The sequence below is a fragment of the Kitasatospora sp. NPDC051705 genome (assembly GCF_044453265.1).
In the GTDB taxonomy this organism is placed as follows: domain Bacteria; phylum Actinomycetota; class Actinomycetes; order Streptomycetales; family Streptomycetaceae; genus Kitasatospora.
In genome coordinates this window covers 259421-282423 of the sequence record NZ_JBITCO010000006.1, presented here as the reverse complement: position 1 = coordinate 282423, position 23003 = coordinate 259421, and the positions used below count along the sequence as shown (strand labels likewise).

The 23003-nt window shown below is 75.2% G+C and carries 19 protein-coding genes; 9 read left to right on the top strand and 10 right to left on the bottom strand.

Annotation, left to right across the window (positions count from 1 at the left end; all coding sequences use genetic code 11):
- Positions 1 to 165 precede the first annotated feature (165 nt).
- A complete protein-coding gene (locus ACIA8Q_RS11000; RefSeq protein WP_360205599.1) occupies positions 166 to 750 on the top strand; it encodes a DUF5994 family protein in 585 nt (194 codons plus the stop codon).
- Between the two features lie 57 nt (positions 751 to 807).
- Here ACIA8Q_RS11000 and ACIA8Q_RS10995 read toward each other — a convergent pair whose 3' ends face one another.
- The 3 genes from ACIA8Q_RS10995 to ACIA8Q_RS10985 form a co-directional block, all read right to left on the bottom strand.
- Positions 808 to 1059: a hypothetical protein gene (locus ACIA8Q_RS10995; protein ID WP_360205601.1), complete on the bottom strand. Its 252-nt coding sequence runs from the start codon at positions 1057 to 1059 to the stop codon at positions 808 to 810.
- A gap of 154 nt (positions 1060 to 1213) precedes the next feature.
- Positions 1214 to 1459: a hypothetical protein gene (locus ACIA8Q_RS10990; RefSeq protein WP_360205604.1), complete on the bottom strand. Its 246-nt coding sequence runs from the start codon at positions 1457 to 1459 to the stop codon at positions 1214 to 1216.
- A gap of 407 nt (positions 1460 to 1866) precedes the next feature.
- Positions 1867 to 3072 (bottom strand): PP2C family protein-serine/threonine phosphatase, encoded by a 1206-nt coding sequence (locus ACIA8Q_RS10985; RefSeq protein WP_360205607.1) that lies wholly within the window; start codon positions 3070 to 3072, stop codon positions 1867 to 1869.
- A gap of 307 nt (positions 3073 to 3379) precedes the next feature.
- Here ACIA8Q_RS10985 and ACIA8Q_RS10980 point away from each other — a divergent pair, with 307 nt between their 5' ends.
- Positions 3380 to 5434, top strand: coding sequence for a histidine kinase (locus ACIA8Q_RS10980; protein ID WP_396317023.1), 2055 nt, complete (start codon positions 3380 to 3382; stop codon positions 5432 to 5434).
- Between the two features lie 63 nt (positions 5435 to 5497).
- On the opposite strand, the gene ACIA8Q_RS10975 is transcribed toward ACIA8Q_RS10980, so the two are convergent.
- A complete protein-coding gene (locus ACIA8Q_RS10975) occupies positions 5498 to 6106 on the bottom strand; it encodes a response regulator transcription factor (RefSeq protein ID WP_360205612.1) in 609 nt (202 codons plus the stop codon).
- 86 nt (positions 6107 to 6192) lie between these two features.
- Here ACIA8Q_RS10975 and ACIA8Q_RS10970 point away from each other — a divergent pair, with 86 nt between their 5' ends.
- From ACIA8Q_RS10970 to ACIA8Q_RS10955, 4 genes are all read left to right on the top strand, one after another.
- Positions 6193 to 6927, top strand: coding sequence for an ABC transporter ATP-binding protein (locus ACIA8Q_RS10970; protein ID WP_396317022.1), 735 nt, complete (start codon positions 6193 to 6195; stop codon positions 6925 to 6927).
- A complete protein-coding gene (locus ACIA8Q_RS10965; RefSeq protein WP_396317021.1) occupies positions 6924 to 9404 on the top strand; it encodes an FtsX-like permease family protein in 2481 nt (826 codons plus the stop codon). Before ACIA8Q_RS10970 ends, ACIA8Q_RS10965 begins: the two co-directional genes overlap by 4 nt.
- A gap of 276 nt (positions 9405 to 9680) precedes the next feature.
- Positions 9681 to 10127, top strand: a complete 447-nt coding sequence (locus ACIA8Q_RS10960) for an anthrone oxygenase family protein (RefSeq protein WP_396317020.1) — start codon at positions 9681 to 9683, stop codon at positions 10125 to 10127.
- Positions 10128 to 10234: 107 nt separating this feature from the next.
- Positions 10235 to 10681 carry a VOC family protein gene (locus ACIA8Q_RS10955; protein WP_396317019.1) on the top strand — a complete coding sequence of 149 codons (447 nt, stop codon included), beginning with the start codon at positions 10235 to 10237 and terminating at the stop codon, positions 10679 to 10681.
- 36 nt (positions 10682 to 10717) lie between these two features.
- On the opposite strand, the gene ACIA8Q_RS10950 is transcribed toward ACIA8Q_RS10955, so the two are convergent.
- Positions 10718 to 11440 (bottom strand): helix-turn-helix domain-containing protein, encoded by a 723-nt coding sequence (locus tag ACIA8Q_RS10950; RefSeq protein WP_396317018.1) that lies wholly within the window; start codon positions 11438 to 11440, stop codon positions 10718 to 10720.
- A 175-nt stretch (positions 11441 to 11615) separates the two neighbouring features.
- Positions 11616 to 13124: an alpha/beta fold hydrolase gene (locus ACIA8Q_RS10945; RefSeq protein WP_396317017.1), complete on the bottom strand. Its 1509-nt coding sequence runs from the start codon at positions 13122 to 13124 to the stop codon at positions 11616 to 11618.
- Positions 13125 to 13218: 94 nt separating this feature from the next.
- Between ACIA8Q_RS10945 and ACIA8Q_RS10940 the strand changes: the two genes are divergently transcribed.
- A complete protein-coding gene (locus tag ACIA8Q_RS10940) occupies positions 13219 to 14226 on the top strand; it encodes a MerR family transcriptional regulator (RefSeq protein ID WP_396317016.1) in 1008 nt (335 codons plus the stop codon).
- 33 nt (positions 14227 to 14259) lie between these two features.
- On the opposite strand, the gene ACIA8Q_RS10935 is transcribed toward ACIA8Q_RS10940, so the two are convergent.
- Positions 14260 to 15783, bottom strand: a complete 1524-nt coding sequence (locus ACIA8Q_RS10935; protein WP_396317015.1) for an MFS transporter — start codon at positions 15781 to 15783, stop codon at positions 14260 to 14262.
- Positions 15784 to 16004: 221 nt separating this feature from the next.
- Between ACIA8Q_RS10935 and ACIA8Q_RS10930 the strand changes: the two genes are divergently transcribed.
- Positions 16005 to 16757, top strand: coding sequence for a TetR/AcrR family transcriptional regulator C-terminal domain-containing protein (locus ACIA8Q_RS10930; protein WP_360205632.1), 753 nt, complete (start codon positions 16005 to 16007; stop codon positions 16755 to 16757).
- A 79-nt stretch (positions 16758 to 16836) separates the two neighbouring features.
- Here the strand turns inward: ACIA8Q_RS10930 and ACIA8Q_RS10925 are convergent, their stop codons facing one another.
- Positions 16837 to 17634: a VOC family protein gene (locus ACIA8Q_RS10925; RefSeq protein ID WP_396317014.1), complete on the bottom strand. Its 798-nt coding sequence runs from the start codon at positions 17632 to 17634 to the stop codon at positions 16837 to 16839.
- A 139-nt stretch (positions 17635 to 17773) separates the two neighbouring features.
- Complete coding sequence (locus tag ACIA8Q_RS10920) at positions 17774 to 20254, bottom strand: germacradienol/geosmin synthase (protein WP_387900634.1); 2481 nt, start codon at positions 20252 to 20254, stop codon at positions 17774 to 17776.
- Positions 20255 to 20650: 396 nt separating this feature from the next.
- Here ACIA8Q_RS10920 and ACIA8Q_RS10915 point away from each other — a divergent pair, with 396 nt between their 5' ends.
- Positions 20651 to 21292 carry an HhH-GPD-type base excision DNA repair protein gene (locus ACIA8Q_RS10915; RefSeq protein WP_360205638.1) on the top strand — a complete coding sequence of 214 codons (642 nt, stop codon included), beginning with the start codon at positions 20651 to 20653 and terminating at the stop codon, positions 21290 to 21292.
- Between the two features lie 154 nt (positions 21293 to 21446).
- Here ACIA8Q_RS10915 and ACIA8Q_RS10910 read toward each other — a convergent pair whose 3' ends face one another.
- The gene (locus ACIA8Q_RS10910) at positions 21447 to 22949 is read right to left on the bottom strand and encodes an MFS transporter (RefSeq protein WP_360205640.1); all 1503 of its coding nucleotides are present in this window, start codon (positions 22947 to 22949) and stop codon (positions 21447 to 21449) included.
- Positions 22950 to 23003 lie beyond the last annotated feature (54 nt).

The window sequence follows — 23003 nt, the reverse complement described above, 5'->3', positions numbered from 1 at the left end:
CGGAACTCACCACCGCGACCATGCCGGGTTCGGGCCGGACCGAGAGTAGCCTGGATATCACCGAAGGCACTTCGCATGCCGGCACCGGATACTGGCGTCGTCTCCGGCGAACGGCAATGCCGGGCCCGACCTCTCGGGCCGGACCCGGAGACAGGTTTTCCGATCATGACCACGACGCTCGATCGTGCGACGACGCCGGTCGCCCCGGATTCCCCCGCACGGCTGTCCCTCACGCCTGGTGGCGTGCGGCCCGGCCGCCTGGACGGCGCCTGGTGGCCCCGCTCGCGTGATCTTCTCCTCGAACTCCCCGCCCTGGCCGCCGACATCGACGAGCGGTGGGGCCGGATCACCCGGATCACCGTGAACCCCGCGCAGTGGCCCGTCGTCCCCCACCGGATCCCGGTCACCGGGCACACCGTCCACGCGGGCTGGTTCTCCGCCGAGCAGGACGAGCACTCGATCGCGGTGTTCTCGTACGCCCCGCGCCGGCTGAACCTGCTGGTCGTCCCGCCGGAGACGGATGCCGTCGGTGCCGCCCGGCTGATGGCCGAAGCCGCGAGCCCCGCGAACACCATGGCCGCGAGCGGTCTGCTCGCCGTGGAGACGGGCAGCGGCAGCGGCGCACCGGGGACGGGGTCCCCTCCGGACTTCCTGCCCTCGGCCGTCGCTCCCTCCGGCAGCGCCGGCGAGGCCGGCAGGCGGGCGGAGGTCGCCCGCGGCCGGGCCGCCTCCTGGCCGGTCCCCGCGTAGCCGGCGGCACGCGAGCCGTCCGCCGGACAGGCCTCACCGCTCCGCGGGCCGGGTGCGTCACTCCCGTGACCACTCGGCCTCGGCCAGCGGCCGGCCGACGGTGTCGGCCCCGTCCCAGAGCCGGATCCTGACCGCCCGGGGCCCGGGCACGGGCCGGGAGAGCGTGCGCACGAACACGTCCCGCAGGTGGTTGGCCGCCTGCTGCGGCGGCCCGTCGTACTCCAGTGGATCCTGGGGCGGAGCGCCGTTCTGCCGGGACCAGTGGCCGTCGTCGTCCTGTGTCTCCAGAACCCATCGGTAGTGCCGCATCATGGCCTCCCGTGCCGACGATCCCGCCCCGGAGACGACTGTATGGGCGGGGCGGACCAGCAGCGACCGGTGGAGTCCGACCGGCCACCGCCGAGCGGCCCGGCGACCGCCTCCGAGGGCGGCGGTCCGCACGGAGCGCCGCCAGTGATCGCCGTCAGTACTCGGCGCCGCTTCGCAGGTAGCTGCCCACGACCTGGAGCCACGCCCCGGGGCCGAAGCAGACCTCGATCCGGTACGGGGTGTCCTCGAAGACCCGCAGGACGCGCAGCGCCCCGCTCGGATGCAGGTCGTACTCGAAGGTGACGCCGTCCGCACCGTCCTCGTACTGCAGGTCCAGTGGGCCCTTCGAGGGCTCCGCCGGCGCGCGGGCATCGGCCGAGAGCTTCACGTAGACGGACATCTCGCCGCACCGCCTCTCCTGTTGTCTGCCCGAGGAGCCCGGTCCCACGAGGCCGTCGCACTGGGCCGTCCCTCAGGACGCATCGACCGGACGCACGCCCGACCCCTCGGGGAGCCGGTGCCGGTGGCGACGGGCGTCTGCCCCGGCGGCACGTCGTCCCGGGCTTCGGCGTCCGGCCCGACGCCCGCGACGGGTCCGAGGCGTACGGTCAACGCCCTGACCGGACCGGCCGGTTCGGCTCCGGCGCCCCGTGAACGCGGCCACCGTGCGCGGCGGTGGCCGGGCCGCCCCGATCCCCACGGTACTCCGCCCGCACCGCACCGACCCGGCCGGTCACGGCAGCCGGCGCGGGGTACCGATCCTCCCGGCGTCGGCCGTCCCGTCTCAGTCCACGCCGGCCGGCCCGGTCAGCGCCACTCGATCAGGAACAGCGTGGCGTCGTCGCTCGTGCGCCCGCCCCGCTTCTCCTTCAGGACGTTGGAGAGCGCCCGCACCACGGCCCGCACCCCGGTCACGGAGCGCTCGACACGATTGACCCAGTCGATCAGCTGCTCCTCCCCGAACTGCTCACCGCCGGGCTCGCGTTCCTCGACCAGGCCGTCGGTGAAGCACAGGACCTGGTCGCCGTGCCGCAGCACCCGCTCGCTGATCACCGGCTCCTCGCCGCCGAAGCCGACCGGCAGGGTCGTCTCGCTGTCGAGCCGCTCGACGACGACGTGGTCGCGGATCAGCAGCGGCCGGGGGTGTCCGGCGTTGACCCACTGCAGGTGGCCGGTCAGGGTGTCCAGCCGCATCATCTGCGCGGTGACGAAGTGGTCCGGGCCGAACTGTTCGGCGACGGCCCGGTCCATGAACGCGTAGATCTCGGCGAGCCCGATGTCGGCGCGCCGGGCGTGCCGGTACGCGCCGATGGCGACGGTCGCCATGGTCGCGGCGTCGAGCCCGTGGCCCATGGCGTCGATCGTGGCCACGTGCAGGAGGTCGTCGTTGAGCGCGTAGTCGAAGCTGTCACCGGCCACCTGGTAGGCGGGTTCGAGGATGCCGGCCACGGCGACCCGGTGGACGGTCATCGACAGCGGCGGCAGCAGCGACCACTGGATCTCGGCGGCCACGCTCATCGGTTCCAGGCGGCGGGCCTGGAAGATCCGGTCGGTGTAGCCGCTCCTGGTGGTCAGCAGATCGGCGGCCAGGGCGGCGAGGCGCCGCAGGAACCGCCGGTCGTCGTCATCGACGGCGTCCAGCGTGAGGGCCAGGATCCCGGCCTCGTCACCGCCGTCCAGCAACGGCAGGTACACCCGTACCCCGTCGGCCTGCCGTTCCTCGACGGGGACACCGCGCAGGAAGGCCGCACCCGCGGGAGAGCCGTCGATCGGCACCGGCTCCCCGGCCGCGGGCCCCCGCCCGAGCAGCGGTACCAGCACCAGCTGGCCGTAGTCCTGCAGCAGCAGAGCCGGGTCACGGCCGCCGAGCCCGCGCACCACGTCGGCGACCAGCGGGGCGATCAGCTGGGGCGGCAGCTCGTGGGCCCGGTCGAGCAGCGCGCCCAGCAGCCGCTCGCCGCGCCCCTGCGCCCGGTCGCGTCCCGCTGCACCGGACGGCCGCTCACCGCTCATCCTCGCTCACCGCCGTCCTCCTCCGGTCGCGGCACCCGTCACCGGCTCGGTCCACCCCGGCACCCCGGCACAGTTCGCCGGGGCGGGTCCTTCCATTACGCCCGACGGCGGTGCATTCCGCCCCCGGTCGCACTCCTGCCCACCGGCCGCCCGCCGGCGCGCTCACCCGCGCCGGAGCATCCGCCCGGGGCCCGGGCCGACTGCCGACGGGCCGGGGCCGGTGATCGTCCCGGCGTACGATGCGCGCGTGGAGGCAGCACGGGGGCGGGGTGTCGGGCCGCGCACGGCGCGGGCGTTGGTGGTTTCGGTGGCTGCGGCGCTGGCCGCGGCGCACCTGCTGAAGGGGTTCGGGCGGGTGCCGACGGCGCCGGTCGCGGGGGTGGCGATCGTGGTCGGCTGCCTCGCGCTGGTGGCGCTCCAGCTCCGGCACACCCGGCCCGACCCCGTACCGGACCCGGCCCGGGCGGGCTGGACGGCCGTGGAGCTGGCGCTCGCCTTCGTGGCGGTGGGCGCGCTCGACGTCTCGATCGGCCTGCTCTGCCTGCCCGCCGCCTCGCTGCTGCTGGAGCGCCGCCGACTGCTGCTGCCCCTGCTGGCGGCCGGTGCGGTGCTGGTCGAGGCGGCCCGGGCCGCCGGGGTCCGGGACACCGTCGACATGCTGCTGACCGTCGCACTCGGCGGCACCATGCTCTACGCCGTCACCACGCTCGCCCTGCTGGCGACCCGGGTGCACGCCGCGCGGCTCACCCTCGCGGCCTCGGCGGTCACCGACGAGCGGCTGCGCATCGCGTCCCGCCTGGGCAGCGGGCTGTCCGCAGGGCTGGCCGAGATCCACGACCTGGCCGCCCGGCGGGAGCCGTCCGCCCTGGACGCCCTGATCGCGGTGGCCCGCCGGACGCTGGCGGCCGCCCGGGCCACCGCCGCCGAGCTGCGCAGCCTCTCGCTGGCCCCGGAGGCGGCGAGCGCCCGCGCCCTGCTGGCCTCGGCCGGGGTCGCGGCCGACATCCGGATCGGGCACCGCGAGCCGCTCGGACCGGCCGGGACGGTGCTGGCGACGGTGCTGCGCGAGGCGGTCACCGGTGTGGTCCGGGTGGGCGACGCCCGCCGCTGCGAGGTCTCCACCGACGAGCGGGCCGGGACGGTGATGCTGCGCGTGGTCAGCGACGGCGTGCGGACGGCGGCGCTCGGCGCGGACGTCCTGGCCGGCCTCGCCGACCGGGTCCGCGAGGCCGGCGGCAGCCTGACCGCGGGGCTGGAGCCGGACGGGCGCTTCGCCGTGGAGGCGTCGGTGGCGGCCGCCGCCGCCCCGCCCGCCGCCGATCCGCCCGAGCTGCGCACCGCGCTCGGCCTGTACTACTTCCTGCTCGCCGTGTTCTGCGTCAAGGCGCTGCTGTTCGTCCCCGCGCCCCGGCTCGCCCTCGGGGTGGTGTGCGCGGCGGCCTTCTGCGCCTTCCAGGTCCGGTTCTCCATCCAGGACGCGACCCGCCACGCCCGCCGCGCCCTGCTCGCCTCGGCGGTGCTCGCCCTGCTGCCGCTGCCCTGGCTGGGCCGGAACTGGATCGGCGCGGCCGGCATCCTCGCGGGCTCGCTGCTGATCGCCCTGCCGCTGCGCGCGGGCGCGGCCCTGGCCGGCGCGCTGGTGGTGGCCGCCGGGGCGATCGGCGGCTCCGGTCCGGCGGCCGTGCTGATGACCGCCGTCAACGCGCTGATCACCTGTGTGGTGGTGTACGCGGTGCTGCGCCTGGTCCGGTTGGTGCGGGAGCTGCAACGGGCGGCGGCCGGGCTGGCCCGGGCCGTCGTCGTCACCGAGCGCCTGCGCGCCGCCCGGGACCTGCACGACCTGCTCGGGCACGGCCTGGCCGCGATCCTGCTCAAGGCCGAACTCGCCCGGCGTCTGACGGACACCGACCCCGACCGCTGCCGGGCCGAGCTGGCGGACATCGTGCACCTGGCCGGGCGCGGGCAGGTCGAGCTCGGGGCGCTGGCCGACGACAGCCCCAGGCTGTCCTTCACCACCGAACTGGCCTCGGCGGCAGGGGTCCTGGAAGCCGCCGCCATCACGGTGGAGCTGGACGACGAACCGGTGCCGGCCGCGGCGGGCGCCGTGCTGGGCGTGGTCCTGCGGGAGGCCGTGACCAACATCCTGCGGCACAGTCGCGCCCGGCACGCCCGGATCGCCACCTCGGTGGCCGGCGGCTCGGCGCGCCTGGAGGTGGAGAACGACGGCGTCCCGGACGGTGTCACCGCGCCGGGTTCCGGGATCGGCGGTCTGACGGTCCGCCTCGCCGAGGCGGGCGGCACCCTGGCCGCCGGGCCGGACGACGGGTGGTACCTGCTGCGCGCCGAGGTACCGCTGGACTGACCCGCCGGGCCCGGGAGCACCGCCCGCGGCCGGCCCGCTATCACCGCCGGCGGGCGGCCCCCGTCACAGCCAGCCGGCCTCCCGGGCGATCCGCACCGCGTCCGTCCGGTTGCGGGCGTTCAGCTTGCCGACGACCGCGGTCAGCACGTTGCGCACGGTGCCGGTCGACAGGTGCAGCCGGGTGGCGATCTCGGGCGGCTCGGCGCCCTCGGCGAGCTCCCGCAGCACGTGGTTCTCGCGCGGGGTGAGCGGGTTGTCCGCCAGGTCCCAGGCGGCGACGGCCAGCCCCGGGTCCAACACCCTTCCGCCCGCGGCCACCTGACGGATGGCCGCGACCAGCTCCGCCGGCGGGACGGTCTTCAGCAGGAAGCCGTCCACCTTGGCGTCCAGGGCCTTGCGGAGCAGCCCGGGGCGGCCGAGCGAGGTCAGCATCAGCGTCCGGCAGTCCGGCAGCTTCTCCTTCAGCGCCGCGGCCGCCTGCAGGCCGTCCAGCCGGCCCGGCATCTCGATGTCCAGCACCGCCACGTCGGGCAGGAAGACCATCGCCCGGGGCACCACCTCGTCGGCCGAGTCGGTCTCCGCCACGACCTCCAGGTCGGGCTCCAGTTCGAGGAGCGCCACCAACGCCCCGCGCACCACGTGCTGGTCCTCGGCCAACAGGAGTCTGATCATGTCCCGACCCTACCCGTGACGATGTCACGGGTGCCGCGTGATCGCGTCCCTGGGAGGGGGGTTCACGGGTCGGCAGGCTGGAGCACATGAGCGAAGCGATCACTTTGGACGCCGTGAGCAAGGTCTACGGCAAGGGGCGGGGTGCGGTCGCCGCGCTGCGCGAGGTGACGGTGCGGCTGCCCAAGGGCGGCTTCACCGCCGTGATGGGGCCGTCCGGTTCGGGCAAGAGCACCTTCCTGCACTGCGCGGCGGGGCTGGACCGCCCGACCGCCGGCACCGTCCGGCTCGGGGACACCGACCTGTCCCGGCTGAGCGAGACCAGGCTGACCGAACTGCGGCGGGAGCGCGCCGGTTTCGTGTTCCAGTCGTTCAACCTGATCCCCTCGCTGACGGTCGAGCAGAACGTCACGCTGCCGCTGCGACTGGCCGGGCGCCGGGCCGACGCCGGGCGCCTCGCCGACCTGGTCCGCCGGGTGGGCCTGCAGGAGCGCACCGGGCACCGGCCCGGGCAGCTCTCCGGCGGCCAGCAGCAACGCGTGGCCATCGCCCGGGCGTTGATCTCGAACCCCGAGGTGGTCTTCGCCGACGAACCCACCGGCGCGCTGGACACCATGACGGCCCGCGAGGTCCTGACGCTGCTGCGGCAGACCGTCGACGAGCTCGGTCAGACCATCGTCATGGTCACCCACGACCCGGTCGCCGCGTCCTACGCCGACGAGGTGCTGTTCCTGGCCGACGGCCGGGTCGCCGACACCATGTCCGGGCCGACCGCCGCCAAGGTCGCCGACCGCATGATCCGCCTGGGAGCGTGGAACCGATGATGCTGAGCCTCGCCCTCACCACCCTCCGGCACCGCCGGGCCGGGTTCGTCGGAGCCTTCGTCGCCCTGTTCTGCGCCGCGGCCCTGGTCTGCGGCTGCGGGACCCTCCTGGTCACCGGCCTGACCGGCACCGTCCGGCCCGAACGCTACGCGGCCGCGCCGATCGTCGTGTCCGGGGACCAGGACGTGCACTCCTTCGTGGACAAGGGCAAGGGGAAGGTCAAGGAGAAGGCCAAGCCGATCGCCGACCACGCCTGGGTGCCGGCCGCCCTCGCCGACCGCATCGCCGCGCTGCCGTCGGTGCGGGCCGTCGCCGCCGAGGTGACCTTCCCGGTGCTGCTGCCCGCCGGGCCCACCGGCAACTCCTGGGGCCACGGTTGGGAGTCCGCCCCGCTGGCCGGACTCACCCTCGCGGCCGGCCGTGCGCCCGCCGCCCCCGACGAGGTCGTCGTCGACGCGGCCACCGCGGCCCGGGCCGGGCTGGCGCCCGGTGCCACCACGGCGGCCCGGACGGCCGCGGCGACGCTGAACCTCCGCGTCGTCGGCGTCACCGCCCAGGGGTTCGACAGCCAGGCGGCGGTCTTCTTCGCGTCCGACCGGGCCCGGCTGCTCGCCGGCCACGACGGCCTGGTCAGCGCGATCGGCGTCTTCCCGGCCGCCCCCTCCGCGGCGGCGGACGTCCGGGCGCTGCTCGCCGCCGCACCCGCCGTCCCGGCCGTCCCGGCCGCCGTGGCCCGCACCGGCGACGACCGCGGGCTGGTGGAGTTCCCCAACGCCGCCAACGCCCAGGTCCGCCTGGTCAGCATGGGCGCCGTCCTGGCCGGCACCTCGCTGCTGGTCGCGCTGCTGATCGTGGTCGGCACCTTCGGCCTGTCTATCCAGCAGCGGCAGCGGGAGATCGCCGTCCTGCGGGCCGTGGCCGCCACCGGGCGGCAGGTCCGCAAGATGATCGGCGGTGAGGCGCTCGTCGTCGGCCTGGCCGCCGGAGCCCTCGGTGCCGCCGCCGGCCTTCCGCTCGGCGGCTGGCTGCACGGACGCTTCGTCGCCCTGGACGTGATCCCGGCGAACCTGCCGGTCGTGCTCTCGCCCTTCCCGGTGCTGGCCGCCGCCGCGGCCACCCTGCTGGCCGGCTGGGGCGCGGCCCGGATCTCGGCCCGGCGCGCCACCGCCATCAAGCCGGTCGAGGCCCTCGGCGAGGCGGAGATCAAGCCGCCGCGGCCGGCCTGGCCCCGGATCGGGTTCGGCGTGCTCGCCACCGCCGCGGCCGTCGTGCTCACCGCCCTGCTGACCGTCCTGCACTCCGACCAGGCCTCGACCCCGACCTGCTTCATCGCCGTCCTGCTCTGGTGCACCGCGTTCTCCCTGCTGGGCCCCCTGGTGGCCAGGGTCGGCACGGCCCTCCTCGGTCTGCCGCTGAGGGCGTCCCGGGTCGGCGGCTACCTCGCCGTCCACAACCTCCGGGCCGGGGCGCACCGGCTGGCCTCGGTGGTGACCCCGCTGACCCTGCTGATCGCCATGGCCTGCACCATCCTGTTCACCCAGACCACCACCGGGCAGGCGGCCGCCGCCCAGCGGGAGCGCGGCAACACCGCCGACTTCGTCGTCGGCCCGCACGCCCCGGCCGGCGCCGCCGGGTCGCTCGCCGCCGTCCCGGGCGTCCGGACCGTGACCCGCGTCCTGCACAGCCAGGTCCGCGACGGACTGACCAAGCGCAGCGTGCAGGCCGTCACCCCCGAGCGCCTGACCGACACCCTCGACCTCGGTGTCACCGCCGGTGACCTCGGCGCGCTGAAGGACGACACCGCCGCGGCCGCCGACGGGCTGGGCTACCGGCTGGGCCAGCGCGTCCGCCTCACCCTCGCCGACGGCACCCCGACCGAGGTCACGGTGGTCGCCCTCTACGGCCGCGGCCTCGGATTCGGCGACCTCACCCTCGCGCACCACCTGGTCGCCGCCCACGTCGACGTGCCGCTCGACGACGAACTGCTGGTCCGCGGCGACGGCCTCACCCGGCAGGCCCTCACCGCCGCCCTGCACGGCGACCCCGGCCTCGGGGTGCTCGACCACGCCGCCGCGGCGGCCTCGGAGAACCGGACCGGCGCCCAGATCGGCTACGTCACCCTCGGGCTGATCATCGCCTTCGTGGCCATCGCCGTCCTCAACACCCTGGCCATGAGCATCTCCGCCCGCCGCCACGAGTTCGCCGCGCTCGCCCTGACCGGCGCCACCCGCCGTCAGATCCGGCGGATGCTCGGCTGGGAGACCGTGGTCTCCGTCGCCCTCGCCGGCGTGCTCGGTCTCGCCGTCGCCTTCGCGGTGCTCACCACCTACGCGGAGGGCATCACCCGCGGCACCGCGGGGGCCGCCGTGCCCGTCAGCGAACTCGCCCTGGTCCTGCTGGGTGCCGCCGGGCTCGCCGCCCTCGGCACCTGGCTCCCCGCCTGCACCACCCTGCGCGGCCTCCGCCGCCCGGCGTGACCGCTCCCGTCACCCCCGCCGCCCCCACCGCCGCCTGTCGGCGGCACCGCCCGGCCGGTGGGGGGCGCGCCCCCCACCGGCCGAAGGCCCGGACCGCTGAGCGGTCCGGGCCTTCGCCGTGAGTGCCCCACGGCCCGTCACGTCCCGACCGGGCCAGGCCGGGCCGACGGTTTCCTAGCATTGCTAGACATTCAAGCGGCGACACATCTAGCATTGCGTCAGAACCTAGCGGCGCTAGACAAGCTCGCGCGCCGCACCGGAACCCTGGGAGGGGACATGCAGAACGCACTCGCCGTCGTCACCGTCGTGGTCGTCGGCCTGCTGGTGGGCGTGGAGTTCGCGGTGGCGGTCTTCGTCAACCCGATCGTCGACGGGCTGCCGCACAACGGCGGCCTCGCGGCCCGCAGCAACGGGGCCCGGCTGCTCGGGCGGGTGATGCCCTTCTGGTACATCGGCTCGCTGGTGCTCGGGGTGGCCTGGTCCGCGGTGTCCTGGGGCGGCACCGGGTCGGGTCTGGTCGCCACCGCCGCCGGACTGCTCGTCCTCAGCGTGCTGATGTCCGTCGCCCTGCTCGTCCCGATCAACTCCCGGGCCGCGCAGTGGACCCCGGAGAACGCCCCCGCGGACTGGCGGGAGCAGCTCGGCCGCTGGGACCGCCTGCACTACGGCCGGGTGGCCGTCATCGTGACCGCGTTCGTGCTGCTCGTCGTCGCCCTCGTGTGAGGCCGGGCCGGACGCGGTGCGCGACACCGGCACCGGCACCGGCACCGGCACGACGGTGTCCGATTCGTTCAAGACCGGGCGGGCCGGGGGTGCCTACCGTGGCGGGCATGAAGAGGACATCAACGCCGCGGTTCGGGTTCGTGGGTCTCGCCGTCTCCGATCTGGCCGCCTCGATCGCGTTCTACCGGCGGCTCGGACTGGAGTTCCCCGACGGGGCCGAGGAACTGCCCCACGTGGAGGCCGAGTTGCCGGGCGGGTTGCTCCTGGCGCTCGATCCGGAGTCGACCATCCGCTCGTTCCATCCGCAGTGGCGGCCACCGTCGGGCGGCGGCCGCGTCTCGCTGGCGTTCCGGTGCGCGAGCCCGGCGCAGGTGGACGCGGTGTACGAGGAGCTGGTCGGGGCCGGGTACCACGGGGAGTTGAAGCCGTGGGACGCCTTCTGGGGGCAGCGGTACGCGGTGGTGCACGATCCGGACGGGAACGGCGTCGACCTGCTCGCGCCCCTCCCGTCGGCCGGGGAGCCACCCGCCGGGGAGCCGCCCGCCGGGGAGTGACCCGGGCGGGGAGCGGCCCGGCCTGGCTCCGCCGGGTCAACGGGCCTCCCGGCGGGGCAGCAGCGCGGTCAGCGGGGTGCCGGCCAACTCCCGCACGTCCCGGGCCAGGTGGGCCTGGTCGGCGTAGCCCGCACGGGCGGCGGTGTCGGCGAGCGGAGCGCCGGAGCGGGCCAGCGCGAGGGCGCGCTGCAGCCGGAGGATCCGGGCGAGGGTCTTGGGGCCGTACCCGAAGGCGGTCAGCGAGCGCCGGTGGAGCTGCCGGGCTCCGAGGCCGACGGCGGCGGCCGTCGCCGCGACGGGCCGGCCGGCGGCGAGGGCGGTGGCGACGGCCCGGACGAGCGGGTCGACGGGTGCCGCGTCGGCGGCCAGGCGCAGCGCGAGGTCCTCCAGGACGGCCGCCGGGTCGGGCGCGGCGTCGATCCGCCCGGTGAGGCGGCGCACCCTGGGGCCGTCCAGGACGTCGGACAACTCGACCCTACGGTCGCGCAGTTCGTGCGCGGGGACGCCGAGCAGGGCGGGGGCCGCGCCGGGCGGGAGGCGGATGCCGGCCCAGGGGCCGGCCAGGCCGGGGCCGGGGCGGAAGGCGTGGCTGTCGGGGCCGGCGACGAGGAGCCGGCCCGGGGTCCAGAGCAGGTCCATGCAGCCGTCGGGCAGCACCAGGCCGGCCGGGCCGTCGGCCGTGTCCGGCCCGACGGCCTGCCGCGTCCACACCACCGCGCCGGACAGCCGGGACGTCCGCTCCGCGTACTCGGGGGCCATGTCACGAGGCTACGCGGGCCCGCCCGGCGACGCCCCCGTGGCTGCCGGACGGGCTCCCGCGCGCGGCCGGAGCCGCCCCGGCGGGGAGCGGTCCCCGGGCCGCCGGGCGTGGACGGAACCCGAGCGGCTCCGCCCCCGCCCGGAGCCGCCCCGGCGGGATCGGCCCCCGGCGGGATCAGGCCCGCAGGTGGCCGATGACGGATCCGGCCGCCGTGACGAGCGCGTCCCTGACCTCGTCGATGTGGTCCGTGACCTCGAAGCCGTGCTGCCCGTGCGGGACGTCGATCAGCTGCAGGTCGACCTTCGCGTCCTGCGCCGCCGCGACGAAGCGCTCGACGGTCGCCGCGATGGCCTCGCCCTCCAGTCCGGCCCGGGTGAGCACGACGGGCAGCCGGCCGGCGCCCGCGACCGCCTCGGCCGGGCGGAAGCGCCGGTCGACGGCCTCCCAGCCGGGCAGCGGCGCCAGCACCGGGTAGTTGGCGGCCAGGCAGCGCAGCCAGGTGGGCGGCGCGGCGAGCCAGTCGGTGGTGAGCAGACCGCCGCCGGAGAAGAACCAGAGGGCGATCCGGTCGCCGTCGACCCGGGGGTCGGCGCGCAGCGCGTCGACGGCGGCGGCGATCTCCGCGGCGGCCTGCGGGTATCCGAGGAGGTCGTGCAGCCCGTGGCCGACGACGGCCCCGACGACGCCGAGGCTCGCCGCCCAGCGACCGTAGCCGGTGTAGATCGGCCAGTCCTGCGGCCGCTCGTCGGCGGGGACGGGGCCGCCGTGGACGAACAGGACGGCGGGCTGCGGCCCGTCGGCCCGCGGCAGGTAGAGGTCGAGGTTGCCGATGCGCTCGCGCGGGCAGTCCGGCAGCGGGTGCTCGGGGGTGTCGAGGACGTGCGGGCGGTGGAAGGCGGGCGTCCCGTCGGTGTCGGGTGGGCTGATCCGGTGGCCCTCGCCGGCGGCGGCCCGCAGCAGCACGTCGGCGAGGTCGTCGGCGCGGGAGAGCATCGGCCAGTGGCCGGTGTCCAGGTCGAAGAAGGTCACCCGGGGGTCGGCGAGCGGGCGGAACTGCGGCATGCCGGTCGCGACCATGGCCTCGACGGTGGCGGTGCTGATACCGCCCGCGGTGCCGAAGACGCCGGTGGTCGGTACGGCGGCGACGGCGCCGGTGAGCCGCAGCGGTTCGGTGAGGGTGGCCACCGGCTGGCCGGCGGCGTGCGCGGTGAGCCGGTCGAGGTCCTGGTCGGTGAGGCCGGCCGGGCTGCCCCAGCGGTGCCAGTCACCGCGTCCGGGGGCCGGGAGCAGCCCGTCGGCGGGGATGCCGGCCGGGTCGAGCAGCAGTTCGCGGGCGGCCTGGTCGGGGACCAGCTGGACGGCCCGGTCGCCGTCCGTGGGCAGGCCCGCGTCGACGTAGACGATCCGGGCGATCCGGTCGGCGCGGAGGTCGGCGGCGCCGAGCACCGGGTGGATGCCGTAGTCGTGGCCGACCAGGACGAGCTCGGGGTCGGCGACGGCGTCGATCAGGCCGAGCACGTCCGCGACGTGGGAGTCCAGGGAGGCGTGCGGTGCGGGCCGCTCCCCCAGCCCGGTGAGCGTGGCCGCGTGGACCTCGGCTCCGGCCGCCCGCAGCCGGTCGGCCACCGCCCCCCAGATCCAGCCTCCGGTGAAGTGGCCCGGTACCAGTACGAACGCGGTCATGGTCGACTCCTCGCGGTCAGTGCCTCCGGGGCGGCCGACCGGCCGTCCGGGTTCGTCGGTACCGTAGGAACTCCCCCTGAGGGAGGTTCAAGTCGTGTCACCAGCAGAGTTCTGGAGCATCGGTGAGCTCGCCGAGCACGCGGGCGTCACCGTCAAGACCGTGCGCTTCTACTCCGACCGTGGCCTGCTCCCGGAGGCCGGCCGCAGTTCGGGCGGCCACCGCAGGTACGGGCCGGAGGCGCTGGAACGGCTGCGGCTGATCCGTTCGCTGCGCACGCTGGACCTGCCCGTCCCGGAGGTCGGCCGGCTGCTGGAGCAGGACGAGGTGCTGGGGGACGCCCTGGAGGACGCGGTGGCCCGGCAGCTGCGCGAGCTGGGTTCGCAGCTGACCGCGCTGCGCTGGCGGGAGGCTGCGCTGCGGCTGCTGCACGACTGCCCGCCGGAGGAGCGCGCCGACCGGTTGGCGCTGATCGGCGGGCTGAGCACGCCGCCCGACACGACCGCGCTGGCGCGCTTCTGGCGCCGGATGCTGCCGCCCCGGATGCCGGCCGGGCTGACCGCGTCGATCCTGGACGCGGCCGTCCCGCAGCCGCCGGCCGACCCGACGCCCGGCCAGGTGCTGGCCTTCGCCCGGCTGCACGCGCTCTCCCTCGGGGGCTGCTCGGGCCGGGGCCACGGCCCGAACGAGAAGGCCAGGACGAACCGGGACCACCGGCCGACGGTGCTCTACCAGGGCCTCGAGGGGGCGTACGCGCTGGCCTCGGCCGAGCTGTCGGCCGGGCGGGCGCCGCACCGGGGCGAGGCGCTGGACGGCTTCGTCGACGCCCACGCCGCCTCCTGGAGCACCCGGGACACCCCGGCCTTCCGCACCCGGCTCAGCGCGCTGCTGACCATCACCGACGATCCGGTCATCGGCCGCTACTGGGAGCTGGCGGGCGAGCTGACCGGGCCCGGCGAGACCACGCTCGGCGCGGCCCACACCTGGCTGCGCACGGCGCTGGACGAGCAGCTGACCAGCGAGGGGCCGACCGCCCCGGAGCCCTGGATGCCGTTGCCGCCCGCCCTGGTGGCCGCGACCGCGGAGGCGGGCCCGGCCGGGTGAACGGGCCCGGCGGGTGAGCCGGGCCCGTCCGCCTCAGCCGACCGGCTCCGCCGCCGAGTCCGCCGCCGGCTCCACCCCGCCCCCGGCGGCCCCGGCCGGCCCGCCCCCGTCCCGCATCAGCACCGGGGTCAGCGCCGCGGCGACCAGGACGGCGGCCCCGCCGACCGTGAAGGTGACCGAGGTCGCGGTGCTGAAGGCGTCGCGGGCGGCCGCGGCCAGCCCGCCGTCCCCGGTGGCGGCGGCTTCGGCGAGCGCTTCGGTGACGGCGCCCCGGGCGGCGTCGGGCGCGCCGGCGGGCATCTCCCGGGTGTAGGAGCTTGACAGGACGGTGCCGAGGACGGCCACGCCGAGTGCGGCGCCGGACTGCTGGACGGTGTCGTTGAGCGCGGAGCCCACGCCGGCGTGCTCGGCGGGGACGGCGCTCATCAACGCGTTGGCCGCGGCCGGCATCCCGAGGCCAGAGCCCGCGCCGAGCACCAGCATGGCGAGCGCGACCTTGGCGAAGCCGTCCCCAACCGAGAGGGTGGCGAGCAGCCCGAACCCGGCCGCGATGACGAGCATGCCGACCGCGGTGGTCACCCTCGGGGCGACCCTGGCGCCGAGTGCGGCGCCGGCGGCGTTGCACGCGAGCGAGGCAACGGCCAGCGGGATGAACGCGAGGCCGGTGTCGGTGGGCGAGAACTCCAGGACGAACTGGAGGTACTGGGTGAGCACCAGCATCAGCCCGCCGCTGGCGAAGGCCAGCAGGACGAGCGAGAAGCTGGCCCCGGTGAAGGCACGGTCGCGGAACAGCGAGAGCGGGACCATCGGCGCGTCGGTGCGGACCTGGCGGAGCGCGAACCCGGCCAGCGCGAGCACCGCGACGGCGAGCGGCCCGAGGGTGCCCGGACTGCCGAGGCCGTCCCGGGGCAGCACGATGATCGACCAGACCAGGGCGGTCATCCCGGTCATCGAGAGCAGCATGCCGGGCAGGTCGGGTCGGCGCACCGGCCCCCTGGACTCGGGCATCAGCAGGACCGCCGCGAGCACGGCGACGGCCGCGACCGGGACGTTGAGCAGGAAGACGGCGCCCCACCAGTAGTGGGCGATCAGCGCACCGCCGAGCACCGGGCCGCCCACCAGCCCGATCATGGCCACCGCGCTCCACGCGGCGATCGCCCGGGGGCGTTCCGCGTCGTCGAAGACGGTGATCAGGATGGACAGGGTGCTCGGCATGACCAGCGCGCCGCCGACACCCATCAGGACGCGTCCGGCGATGAGCTGGCCGGGGCTGTCGGCGACGGCGGCGACCAGCGAGGCGGCGCCGAACAGCGCCAGGCCGATGATCATCACCTTCCGCCGCCCGAACCGGTCGGAGAGGCTGCCGGAGGTGAGCAGCAGGCCGGCGAAGACCAGGATGTAGGAGTCGATGATCCACTGGATGTCCTGCGCCCCGGCGCCCAGGTCCGCCGCGATCTGCGGGACGGACACCGTGAGCACCATGTTGTCGATCACCAGCACCAGACTGCTGAGGCAGAGCACCACCAGGATCAGCCAGCGTCGCGGATGACGGTTCACCGCACCCCCTCCAGAACGTCGGAATCGTCGCGTCGGCCGGTGCCGCGCGGAAGTCGCCGCGGGCACGCCTCCCACCGACCCCGTCGGAACGGCGCGCGCCGCGCCGCACACTGTACGGTCACCGCACACTGTTCGCAACGCCGTACAGTGTGCGGTCCGGCTTATGCTGAGCGGGACAGGCCGGGCCGAGCAGGCGCGCGCCGAGGAGAGGAGGCCCGACGGTGGCCAGGTCAGAGGACATCCCGTCGCTGTGGACGCGCCCGCAGCGACCGCGCCGGCGCGAGCAGCCGGCCCTCAGCCGCGAACAGATCGTCACCGAAGCCCTCGCGATCCTCGACGGCGACGGCATCGAGGCCCTGAGCATGCGCAAGCTCGGCGCCCGGCTGAACGCCGGCGCCACCTCGATGTACACCCACGTCGCCAACAAGGACGAGCTGCTCGCCCTGGCCGTCGACCAGGTCTTCGGCGAGCTCCCGCTGCCGGACACCGACGCCGGCCCGGCCCCGGCCGACTGGCGCGAGGCCGTCACCGGCTGCGCCGAGGGCGTGCGCGCGGTCATCCTGCGCCACCCGTGGATCGTCTCGGTGCTCGGCGACGTCGGGCTGGTCTACTTCGGCCCCAGCTGGATGCGGCTCTCCGAGACCTTCCTGGCCCTCCTGGAGTCGGCCGGCTTCGAACTCGTCGAGGCCAACGAGGCGATGGGCGCGATCCTCGGCTACACCATCGGCGCGGCCAGCGTGGAGGCCGCCTGGCTGAGCGCGCTGGCCCGGCGCGGCCGCGACGAACAGGAGTGGCTGGACCAGCTGCTGCCCTCCGTCATCGAGGCCACCAAAGGCCACCCGCGGCTGCACCGGCTGTACACCGGCCAGGCGCAGCCCGAGGTCGCCCGCGGGCGGGACGACGGCTTCGCGAGCGGCGTCCGGCTGGTCCTGGACGGCGTCGAGGCGGCCCACCGGGCGCGCCGGTCCGGCTGAGGCGGGGCGGCCGGGCCGGCCCGGGGCACGGAGCGTCGAGCAGGCCGGGCAGGTCGCGCCGGCCGGACCACCGGCCGGATCAGACCTCCACCGTCGGCGGCTGCTCCCCCTCCGTCCGGCCCAGGTCGATGATCCCGAAGGCCGCCCCCTGCTGGTCGCCGACCGCCGCGAACCGGCCGAACGGGCTGTCCATCGGCCCGAAGTGCACCGTGCCGCCGCGCGCCCGCAGCCGCTCGATCGCCGCGTCGGTGTCGTCCACCGCGAAGTAGACGCTCACGTACGAGGGCACCCCGGGCGGCAGGAAGTCGCCCTCCGCCGCCATCCGGCCCAGCACCGGCAGGTCGCCGACCCGGAACATCCGGTAGTCGACCTGTTCGGTGTCCATCTTCCTGACCCCGTACGGGAAGACGGCGGGGAAGAACGCGTCCGCCTTCGCCGGCTCGCGGGTCACCACCTCGGCCCAGCTGTACGCGCCGGGCTCGCCCTGCTTCTCGAAGCCCTGGTGGGCACCGGCCTGCCAGACCCCGAACACCACGCCTCCCGGGTCCCTGGCGATCACCATGGTGCCGAAGTCGCCGACCTGCATCGGGCCCATCACCAGCTCCCCGCCGTTGGCGCCGATCCGCTGCGCGGTGGCCGCGGCGTCGGGCGAGGCGAGGTACAGGCACCAGGCGGACTGCGCCTGCTGCCCGGGCATCGGCGGCACGATCGCGGCGACCGCCTTGCCGTCCGAGTACGCCTGCGTGTAGTTGCCGTACTCCGACGCGCTCTCGCCGAAGGTCCAGCCCAGCACGTCGCCGTAGAACGCCTTGGCGCCCTCCAGGTCGGTGAACATCGCGTCGGCCCAGCAGGGGGCGCCCTCGGGGAATCCGGCCATCGTTCCAGCCCTCTCACGCGGAGACGTGCGCCCGCGGCGTGCGGCGCACCGGCCCCCCACCGGGCCACCCTAGCCAGAAGGCGGAGCACCCGCGCGGGATCGTCCGCGCGGGTGCCCCGCCCTGCCCGGTCGGCCCGGGTCAGCCCAGGGCCGTCACCCCGGCGGCCGGCGGCGGCCGCAGCCCGGCCGTCCCGAGGCCGGTCGGCCCGAGCGGCAGGGCCGCGGTCACCGCCGCCGCGGCCGGCTCCGGGGCAGCCGGGGTGGCCGGGACGGCCGGAGCCGCGGCAGCCGACCGCGCCGCCGGGGCGGCGGGCACCCGGGCCGGAGTCGCCCGGACGCGCTCCCCGCCGAAGTGCCGCTGCAGGTCCTCCTCCCCGTACCGGTGGCAGTCCCGGTGCCAGACCAGGATCCCCGCGAGCCAGTTCTCCAGCTCCACCACGTACCCGTCCAGCGCCCGGCGCGCCTCCGCGGAGAGGTCCAGGTCCTCGTACAGGACGGGGAGTTCCTTCGCCACGACGTGCTGGAACTGGTCCAGCCTGGAGTGCATCAGGTCCCCGACGATGCGCACCGCCGACGGGTAGTCGCAGCCGAAGAAGTTCTGCACCACCAGCACGGCGTTGTGCAGCTCGCCCTCGTACTCGATCTCCTTCTGGTACGAGAAGAGGTCGTTCATCATGCACGCGTAGTCCGCGGCCGAGCCCTCCAGGGAGCGCATCGAGCCGTGCGCGTGCACCTCGGGCGGCACGGCCTGCTCCCGGGCGAGGCGGGAGAGGCTCATGGTGAGGTCCGACCCGAAGGTGGCCCGGCGCATCTCCAGGTAGTCGACCGGGTCCGGGATCCGGTTCTGCACCTGGTTGTTCAGCTCCCAGATCCAGCTGGCGGTCATGGACTCGACGGCGGTGCGGAAGGTGCGCCGGGCCTCGGCGGTCATCGGCCCGGCGGTGCGCCGCCAGAGGTCGGCGAGGCCGCGTTCCAGGGCGTTGGCCGGCTCGGGGGCCGGTCCGCCGTTGACCGGCATGAACAGCGAGAGCCGTTCGGTGGCGTGCTTGGCGCCGGCGAGGTCGCGGGTGCGGCCGAAGACCGCCGGGTAGTAGTCGTCGGCCCAGGTGCCCCAACTCAACCAGTCGCTGGTGAGGGCGAGTTGTTCGGCCGTCGCGTCGGGGTGGATGCCGGCGGAGCAGAGCGGCAGGTCGTAGTCCCGCATGGACGCGGCGTCCCAGACTCCCGATCCGGGGATGCCCGGGTCCGCCTCCAGCATGCCCATCCGCTCCGCCCAGGCGACGGCGCGTTCCCGGTCGGCCTCCAGGTGCGGGCTCGGCGTGACGCTGAACGGCAGGTCGAACTCCGGCAGTCGGGACGGCCCGACGGTCCGGAACGGCACGTGGCTGTGCGACCGCGCCCGCCGCACCGCCGGCGCGACCCCGCCCGGGCCGGCCGCGCCGGCCGCCTGGCCGACGGAGGGGGCGCCGACCCCGCCGGCCGACGCCCCGCTGCGCAGGATGTCCAGCGCCGCGGTGCCGATGCCGCCGATCCGGAACGGGTCCCACCACTCGCCGCCGGGCACCGTGCCCGGCAGCGCGCCACCGGTGCCCGGCGCCACCCCGGCGCTCCCCGAACCGGCCGCCGCACCACCGCCGTTCATGTACCGGCTGGAGCGCATGTGCCACTCGTGGCCACCGGACTGCCAGTCCTGCAGCCCCTTGACGTAGGCCATCACCCGGGCGCGTTCCTCTGCGCCGAGTCCCTTCTCGGCGAACAGCACCGGCAGTTCGGTGAACACGGTGTTCTCGAACTGCTGGAGCCGCGAGGTGAGCAGGTCGTTGACCGCCTCGGCGGCCTCCTGGGTGGAGCAGTCCAGGAACCGCTCCAGCACCAGGATGCCGTTGCTGAGCTCGCCCTCGTCCTCCACCTCCCGCTGGTAGGAGAAGATGTCGTTGCGCAGGTGCACGCCGTCGGAGAAGGCGTCCATCAGCACCCGGAGCGCGCGCGAGCCCGAAACCTCCTTCGGTACCTCGGCGTTGGCCGCGTACTCGACGAGCTGGGCGGACCACGGGGCGCCGCCGACCTTGCGGCGCATCTCGATGTACTCGACGGGGTTGGCGATCCGGCCGGCGTCGATGTTGGCGAGTTCCCAGAGCGACTCGTCGAGCAGGTTGCGGGTGCTCCGTGCGAAGCGGATCCGCCAGTCCTCGCCCATCGCCGGCACCGTGCGCCGCCAGAGGTCGGCCAGGCCGGCCTCGACCGGGTTCTCCGGCTCGGGCACCGGGGCCGCCGGGTCGGCCGGCATGAACAGCGGCAGCCGGTCGAGGTGCGCCTTGCCGGCCGCGCGGTCGTTGGTGCGCTTGTACATGTCGAGGAAGTGGTCGTCGAAGAAGAAGACCCACACGTACCAGTCGGTGACCAGCGAGAGCGCCTCGGCGGAGGCGTCGGGGTGGGTGTAGGCGCAGAGCAGGCCGTAGTCGTGGGCGTCCAGGTCGGCCTGGTCCCAGATCCCGGACCCTTCCAACATGCCCATCTCGCGGGCCCATTCGGTGGAGTGGGCCCGCGCTCCGTCCAGATGGGGGTTGAGGCGCGCCGGGTGCGGCACGTAGAAGGACGGCAGTTCGAACGGCTGGGTCACGGCGGGCGAGCCTTTCTGGACGCGTCGTTTGGACCAAGAATGACCCGCGGACGAGCCCGCGCACCGTCGCAACGGAAACAGTCATATGAGATGACCCACGGGCGGCCGAGCGCGGGCCGCGCCCCGAGCGCCGCCCGCACCACCGCCCCCCTCCGCCGGGCGCCCCCTCCCCCAACTCCCCACCACCACCGGACTGCGGGCAAAAAATGTCCCGCGAATTCCCCCGACCGCCGGAACCCGTGACCCCAACAACCGCTCCGCCAACGAACAAACCAGTCACGGCAAGGCCGGCAACTCCACGACTTCCCACGCTACGGGCGTGTTGACCGCCTCCCCTCCCGGCCCGTCCACCAGACTGGGCGCCGACCCGACGTCAACTCCGAGGAGGGCAAGCCCATGAACGTCACCGTCCGGCTCGCACAGCAGCCCGAGGCCGACGAACTGCTCGGACGGAGTGCGCTGGCTGCGCTCGTCGGCATGCTGCTGGACCAACAGGTCCCGATGGAATGGGCGTTCACCGGCCCGCTGACCATCGCCCGGCGCCTCGGGCGGGACGACCTGGACGCCCACGAGATCGCCGGGTACAACCCGGAGGAGTTCGTGGCGCTGCTCTCCGCGAAACCCGCCGTGCACCGCTACCCGGCCGCGATGGCCAAACGGGTCCAGCAGCTCTGCCAGTTCCTCGTCGCGCAGTACGACGGCGAGGCCGCCGCGCTGTGGAAGGACGCCCGCACCGGCAAGGAGCTGCTCAGCCGCCTCAACGCGCTGCCCGGCTTCGGCAAGCAGAAGTCGCAGATCTTCCTGGCCCTGCTCGGCAAGCAGTACGGCGTGCAGCCTGAGGGCTGGCGGGAGGCGGCCGGCAGCTACGGCGAGGAGGGCGCGCACCGCTCCGTCGCCGACATCACCGGGCCCGAATCCCTCGACCTGGTACGGGAGTTCAAGCAGGAGATCAAGCGCGCCGCCAAGGAGGCCAAGTCCGCGGCGAAGACCACCACCCGGGCGGCGGCCGCGAGCCCGACCGGGGCCGGCGCGCGCTGACGCCGCCACCGGGTGCACCGGGGCCGGCACCAGGCCCGACCCGGGGCCGGCCCGGCACCGAGGAGTGCACCGCCGTACGGTCCACGACCCTCCCGGCGTGCGGCGGGGCCCCGGTCGCACGGTGCGACCGGGGCCCCGCCGTCCGGGACGGCCCTCAGACCAGGACGGACTCGCGCTCCGCCTCCCCGGCGCCGACCGGACCGGCCGCCGGAGCGGCCGCGGGGACCGCCCTGCGCCGCGGCAGCGCGAACATCAGCACGAACACCACCGCCAGCGCCCCCGCGACCCACCACATCGCGTGCACGAACGCCCCGCCGAACGCGGTGCCCACCGCCTGCGGCGCGACCACGTCGTCCATCGCCCCGAAGAAGGCCACCGAGACCAGCCCGAGCCCGAGCGCGTTGCCCATCTGCTGGACGGTGTTGATCAGCCCGGACGCCGAGCCGGCGTGCTCGCGCGGCACCTCCGCCAGGATCGCGTCGGTGATCGGCGCGACGATCAGGCCCATCCCGAGGCCCATCACCACCAGCGGCAGCGCCATCTGCCAGGGCGCGATCGCCGTCCCGTACCGGTCCGCCTCCCAGATGTAGGTCAGCACGCCCGCCGCCATCACCAGCGCGCCCGCCTGGAGCACCCGGCGCCCGAACCGCGGCACCAGCTTCTGCACGGACAGCCCGGCCGCCGTGGAGACCGCGAGCGAGAACGGGATGCCGGTGGACCCGGCCTTGAGCGGGCTCCAGCCCAGCCCCACCTGCATGTACAGCGTCCAGACCAGGAAGAAGATCCCGCAGACCACGCCGAAGGCCAGCTGCACGCCGATGCCGGCCGCGAAGCTCTTCACCCGGAACAGCGACAGCTCCACCAGCGGCGAGCCGTCCCGCCGCGTCTTGACCCGCTCGTACGCCACGAACAGGGCGAACACCGGCACGCTGCCGGCCATCGACAGGTACCCCCAGAGCGGCCAGTCGGCCTCCCGCCCGTGCGTCAGCGGGTAGATCAGCATCAGCAGGCCGAGGCTCGCCAGCGCGACGCCCACCAGGTCCAGCTTGAGCGCCTGCTCGGCCCGAGACTCGTCGATGAAGCGGCGCCCGAGCAGGAGTCCGGCGACGCCGACCGGCAGGTTGATCAGGAAGATCGGCCGCCAGGCCAGGCCGAGGAGGTCCCACTCGGTGAGCAGCGCGCCGATCAGCGGCCCGGAGACGGCGCCCAGGCCGACCACCGCGCCGAACATGCCGAACACCTTGCCGCGCTCCTCCGCCGGGAAGGTGGCGTGGATGATCGACAGCACCTGCGGCACCATCAGGGCCGCCGTCGCCCCCTGCAGCAGGCGCATCCCGACCAGCATCTCCGGGCCGGTGGCCAGGCCGCACAGCGCGGACGCCAGGGTGAACCCGCCGATCCCGACCAGGAAGAGCCGCTTGCGGCCGTGGATGTCACCCAGCCGGCCGCCGGTGATCAGCCCGATCGCGAAGGCCAGCGCGTAGCCGCCGGTGACCCACTGGACGGCGCTGAAGGAGGCGCCGGTGTCCTGCTGGATGCTGGGGATGGCGATGTTGACGATGGTGACGTCCACCAGGTCCATGAAGGAGGCGACCATCACGATCGCCAGCGCGATCCACCTCCGCCGGTCCGGGTCCGCGCTCTTCGCGGTGTTCATTCGGTACTCCTCGCTCGTCCTGCTCGTCGGCACGTCCGAGACGATACGGCCCAT

Excerpts from the sequence above, each read along its gene's own strand:
- ACIA8Q_RS11000 (WP_360205599.1), top strand. The coding sequence starts at position 166 with ATGACCACGACGCTCGATCGTGCGACGACGCCGGTCGCCCCGGATTCC.
- ACIA8Q_RS10995 (WP_360205601.1), bottom strand. The coding sequence starts at position 1,059 with ATGCGGCACTACCGATGGGTTCTGGAGACACAGGACGACGACGGCCAC.
- ACIA8Q_RS10990 (WP_360205604.1), bottom strand. The coding sequence starts at position 1,459 with ATGTCCGTCTACGTGAAGCTCTCGGCCGATGCCCGCGCGCCGGCGGAG.
- ACIA8Q_RS10985 (WP_360205607.1), bottom strand. The coding sequence starts at position 3,072 with ATGAGCGGTGAGCGGCCGTCCGGTGCAGCGGGACGCGACCGGGCGCAG.
- ACIA8Q_RS10975 (WP_360205612.1), bottom strand. The coding sequence starts at position 6,106 with ATGATCAGACTCCTGTTGGCCGAGGACCAGCACGTGGTGCGCGGGGCG.
- ACIA8Q_RS10970 (WP_396317022.1), top strand. The coding sequence starts at position 6,193 with ATGAGCGAAGCGATCACTTTGGACGCCGTGAGCAAGGTCTACGGCAAG.
- ACIA8Q_RS10965 (WP_396317021.1), top strand. The coding sequence starts at position 6,924 with ATGATGCTGAGCCTCGCCCTCACCACCCTCCGGCACCGCCGGGCCGGG.
- ACIA8Q_RS10960 (WP_396317020.1), top strand. The coding sequence starts at position 9,681 with ATGCAGAACGCACTCGCCGTCGTCACCGTCGTGGTCGTCGGCCTGCTG.
- ACIA8Q_RS10955 (WP_396317019.1), top strand. The coding sequence starts at position 10,235 with ATGAAGAGGACATCAACGCCGCGGTTCGGGTTCGTGGGTCTCGCCGTC.
- ACIA8Q_RS10950 (WP_396317018.1), bottom strand. The coding sequence starts at position 11,440 with ATGGCCCCCGAGTACGCGGAGCGGACGTCCCGGCTGTCCGGCGCGGTG.
- ACIA8Q_RS10945 (WP_396317017.1), bottom strand. The coding sequence starts at position 13,124 with ATGACCGCGTTCGTACTGGTACCGGGCCACTTCACCGGAGGCTGGATC.
- ACIA8Q_RS10925 (WP_396317014.1), bottom strand. The coding sequence starts at position 17,634 with ATGGCCGGATTCCCCGAGGGCGCCCCCTGCTGGGCCGACGCGATGTTC.
- ACIA8Q_RS10915 (WP_360205638.1), top strand. The coding sequence starts at position 20,651 with ATGAACGTCACCGTCCGGCTCGCACAGCAGCCCGAGGCCGACGAACTG.
- ACIA8Q_RS10910 (WP_360205640.1), bottom strand. The coding sequence starts at position 22,949 with ATGAACACCGCGAAGAGCGCGGACCCGGACCGGCGGAGGTGGATCGCG.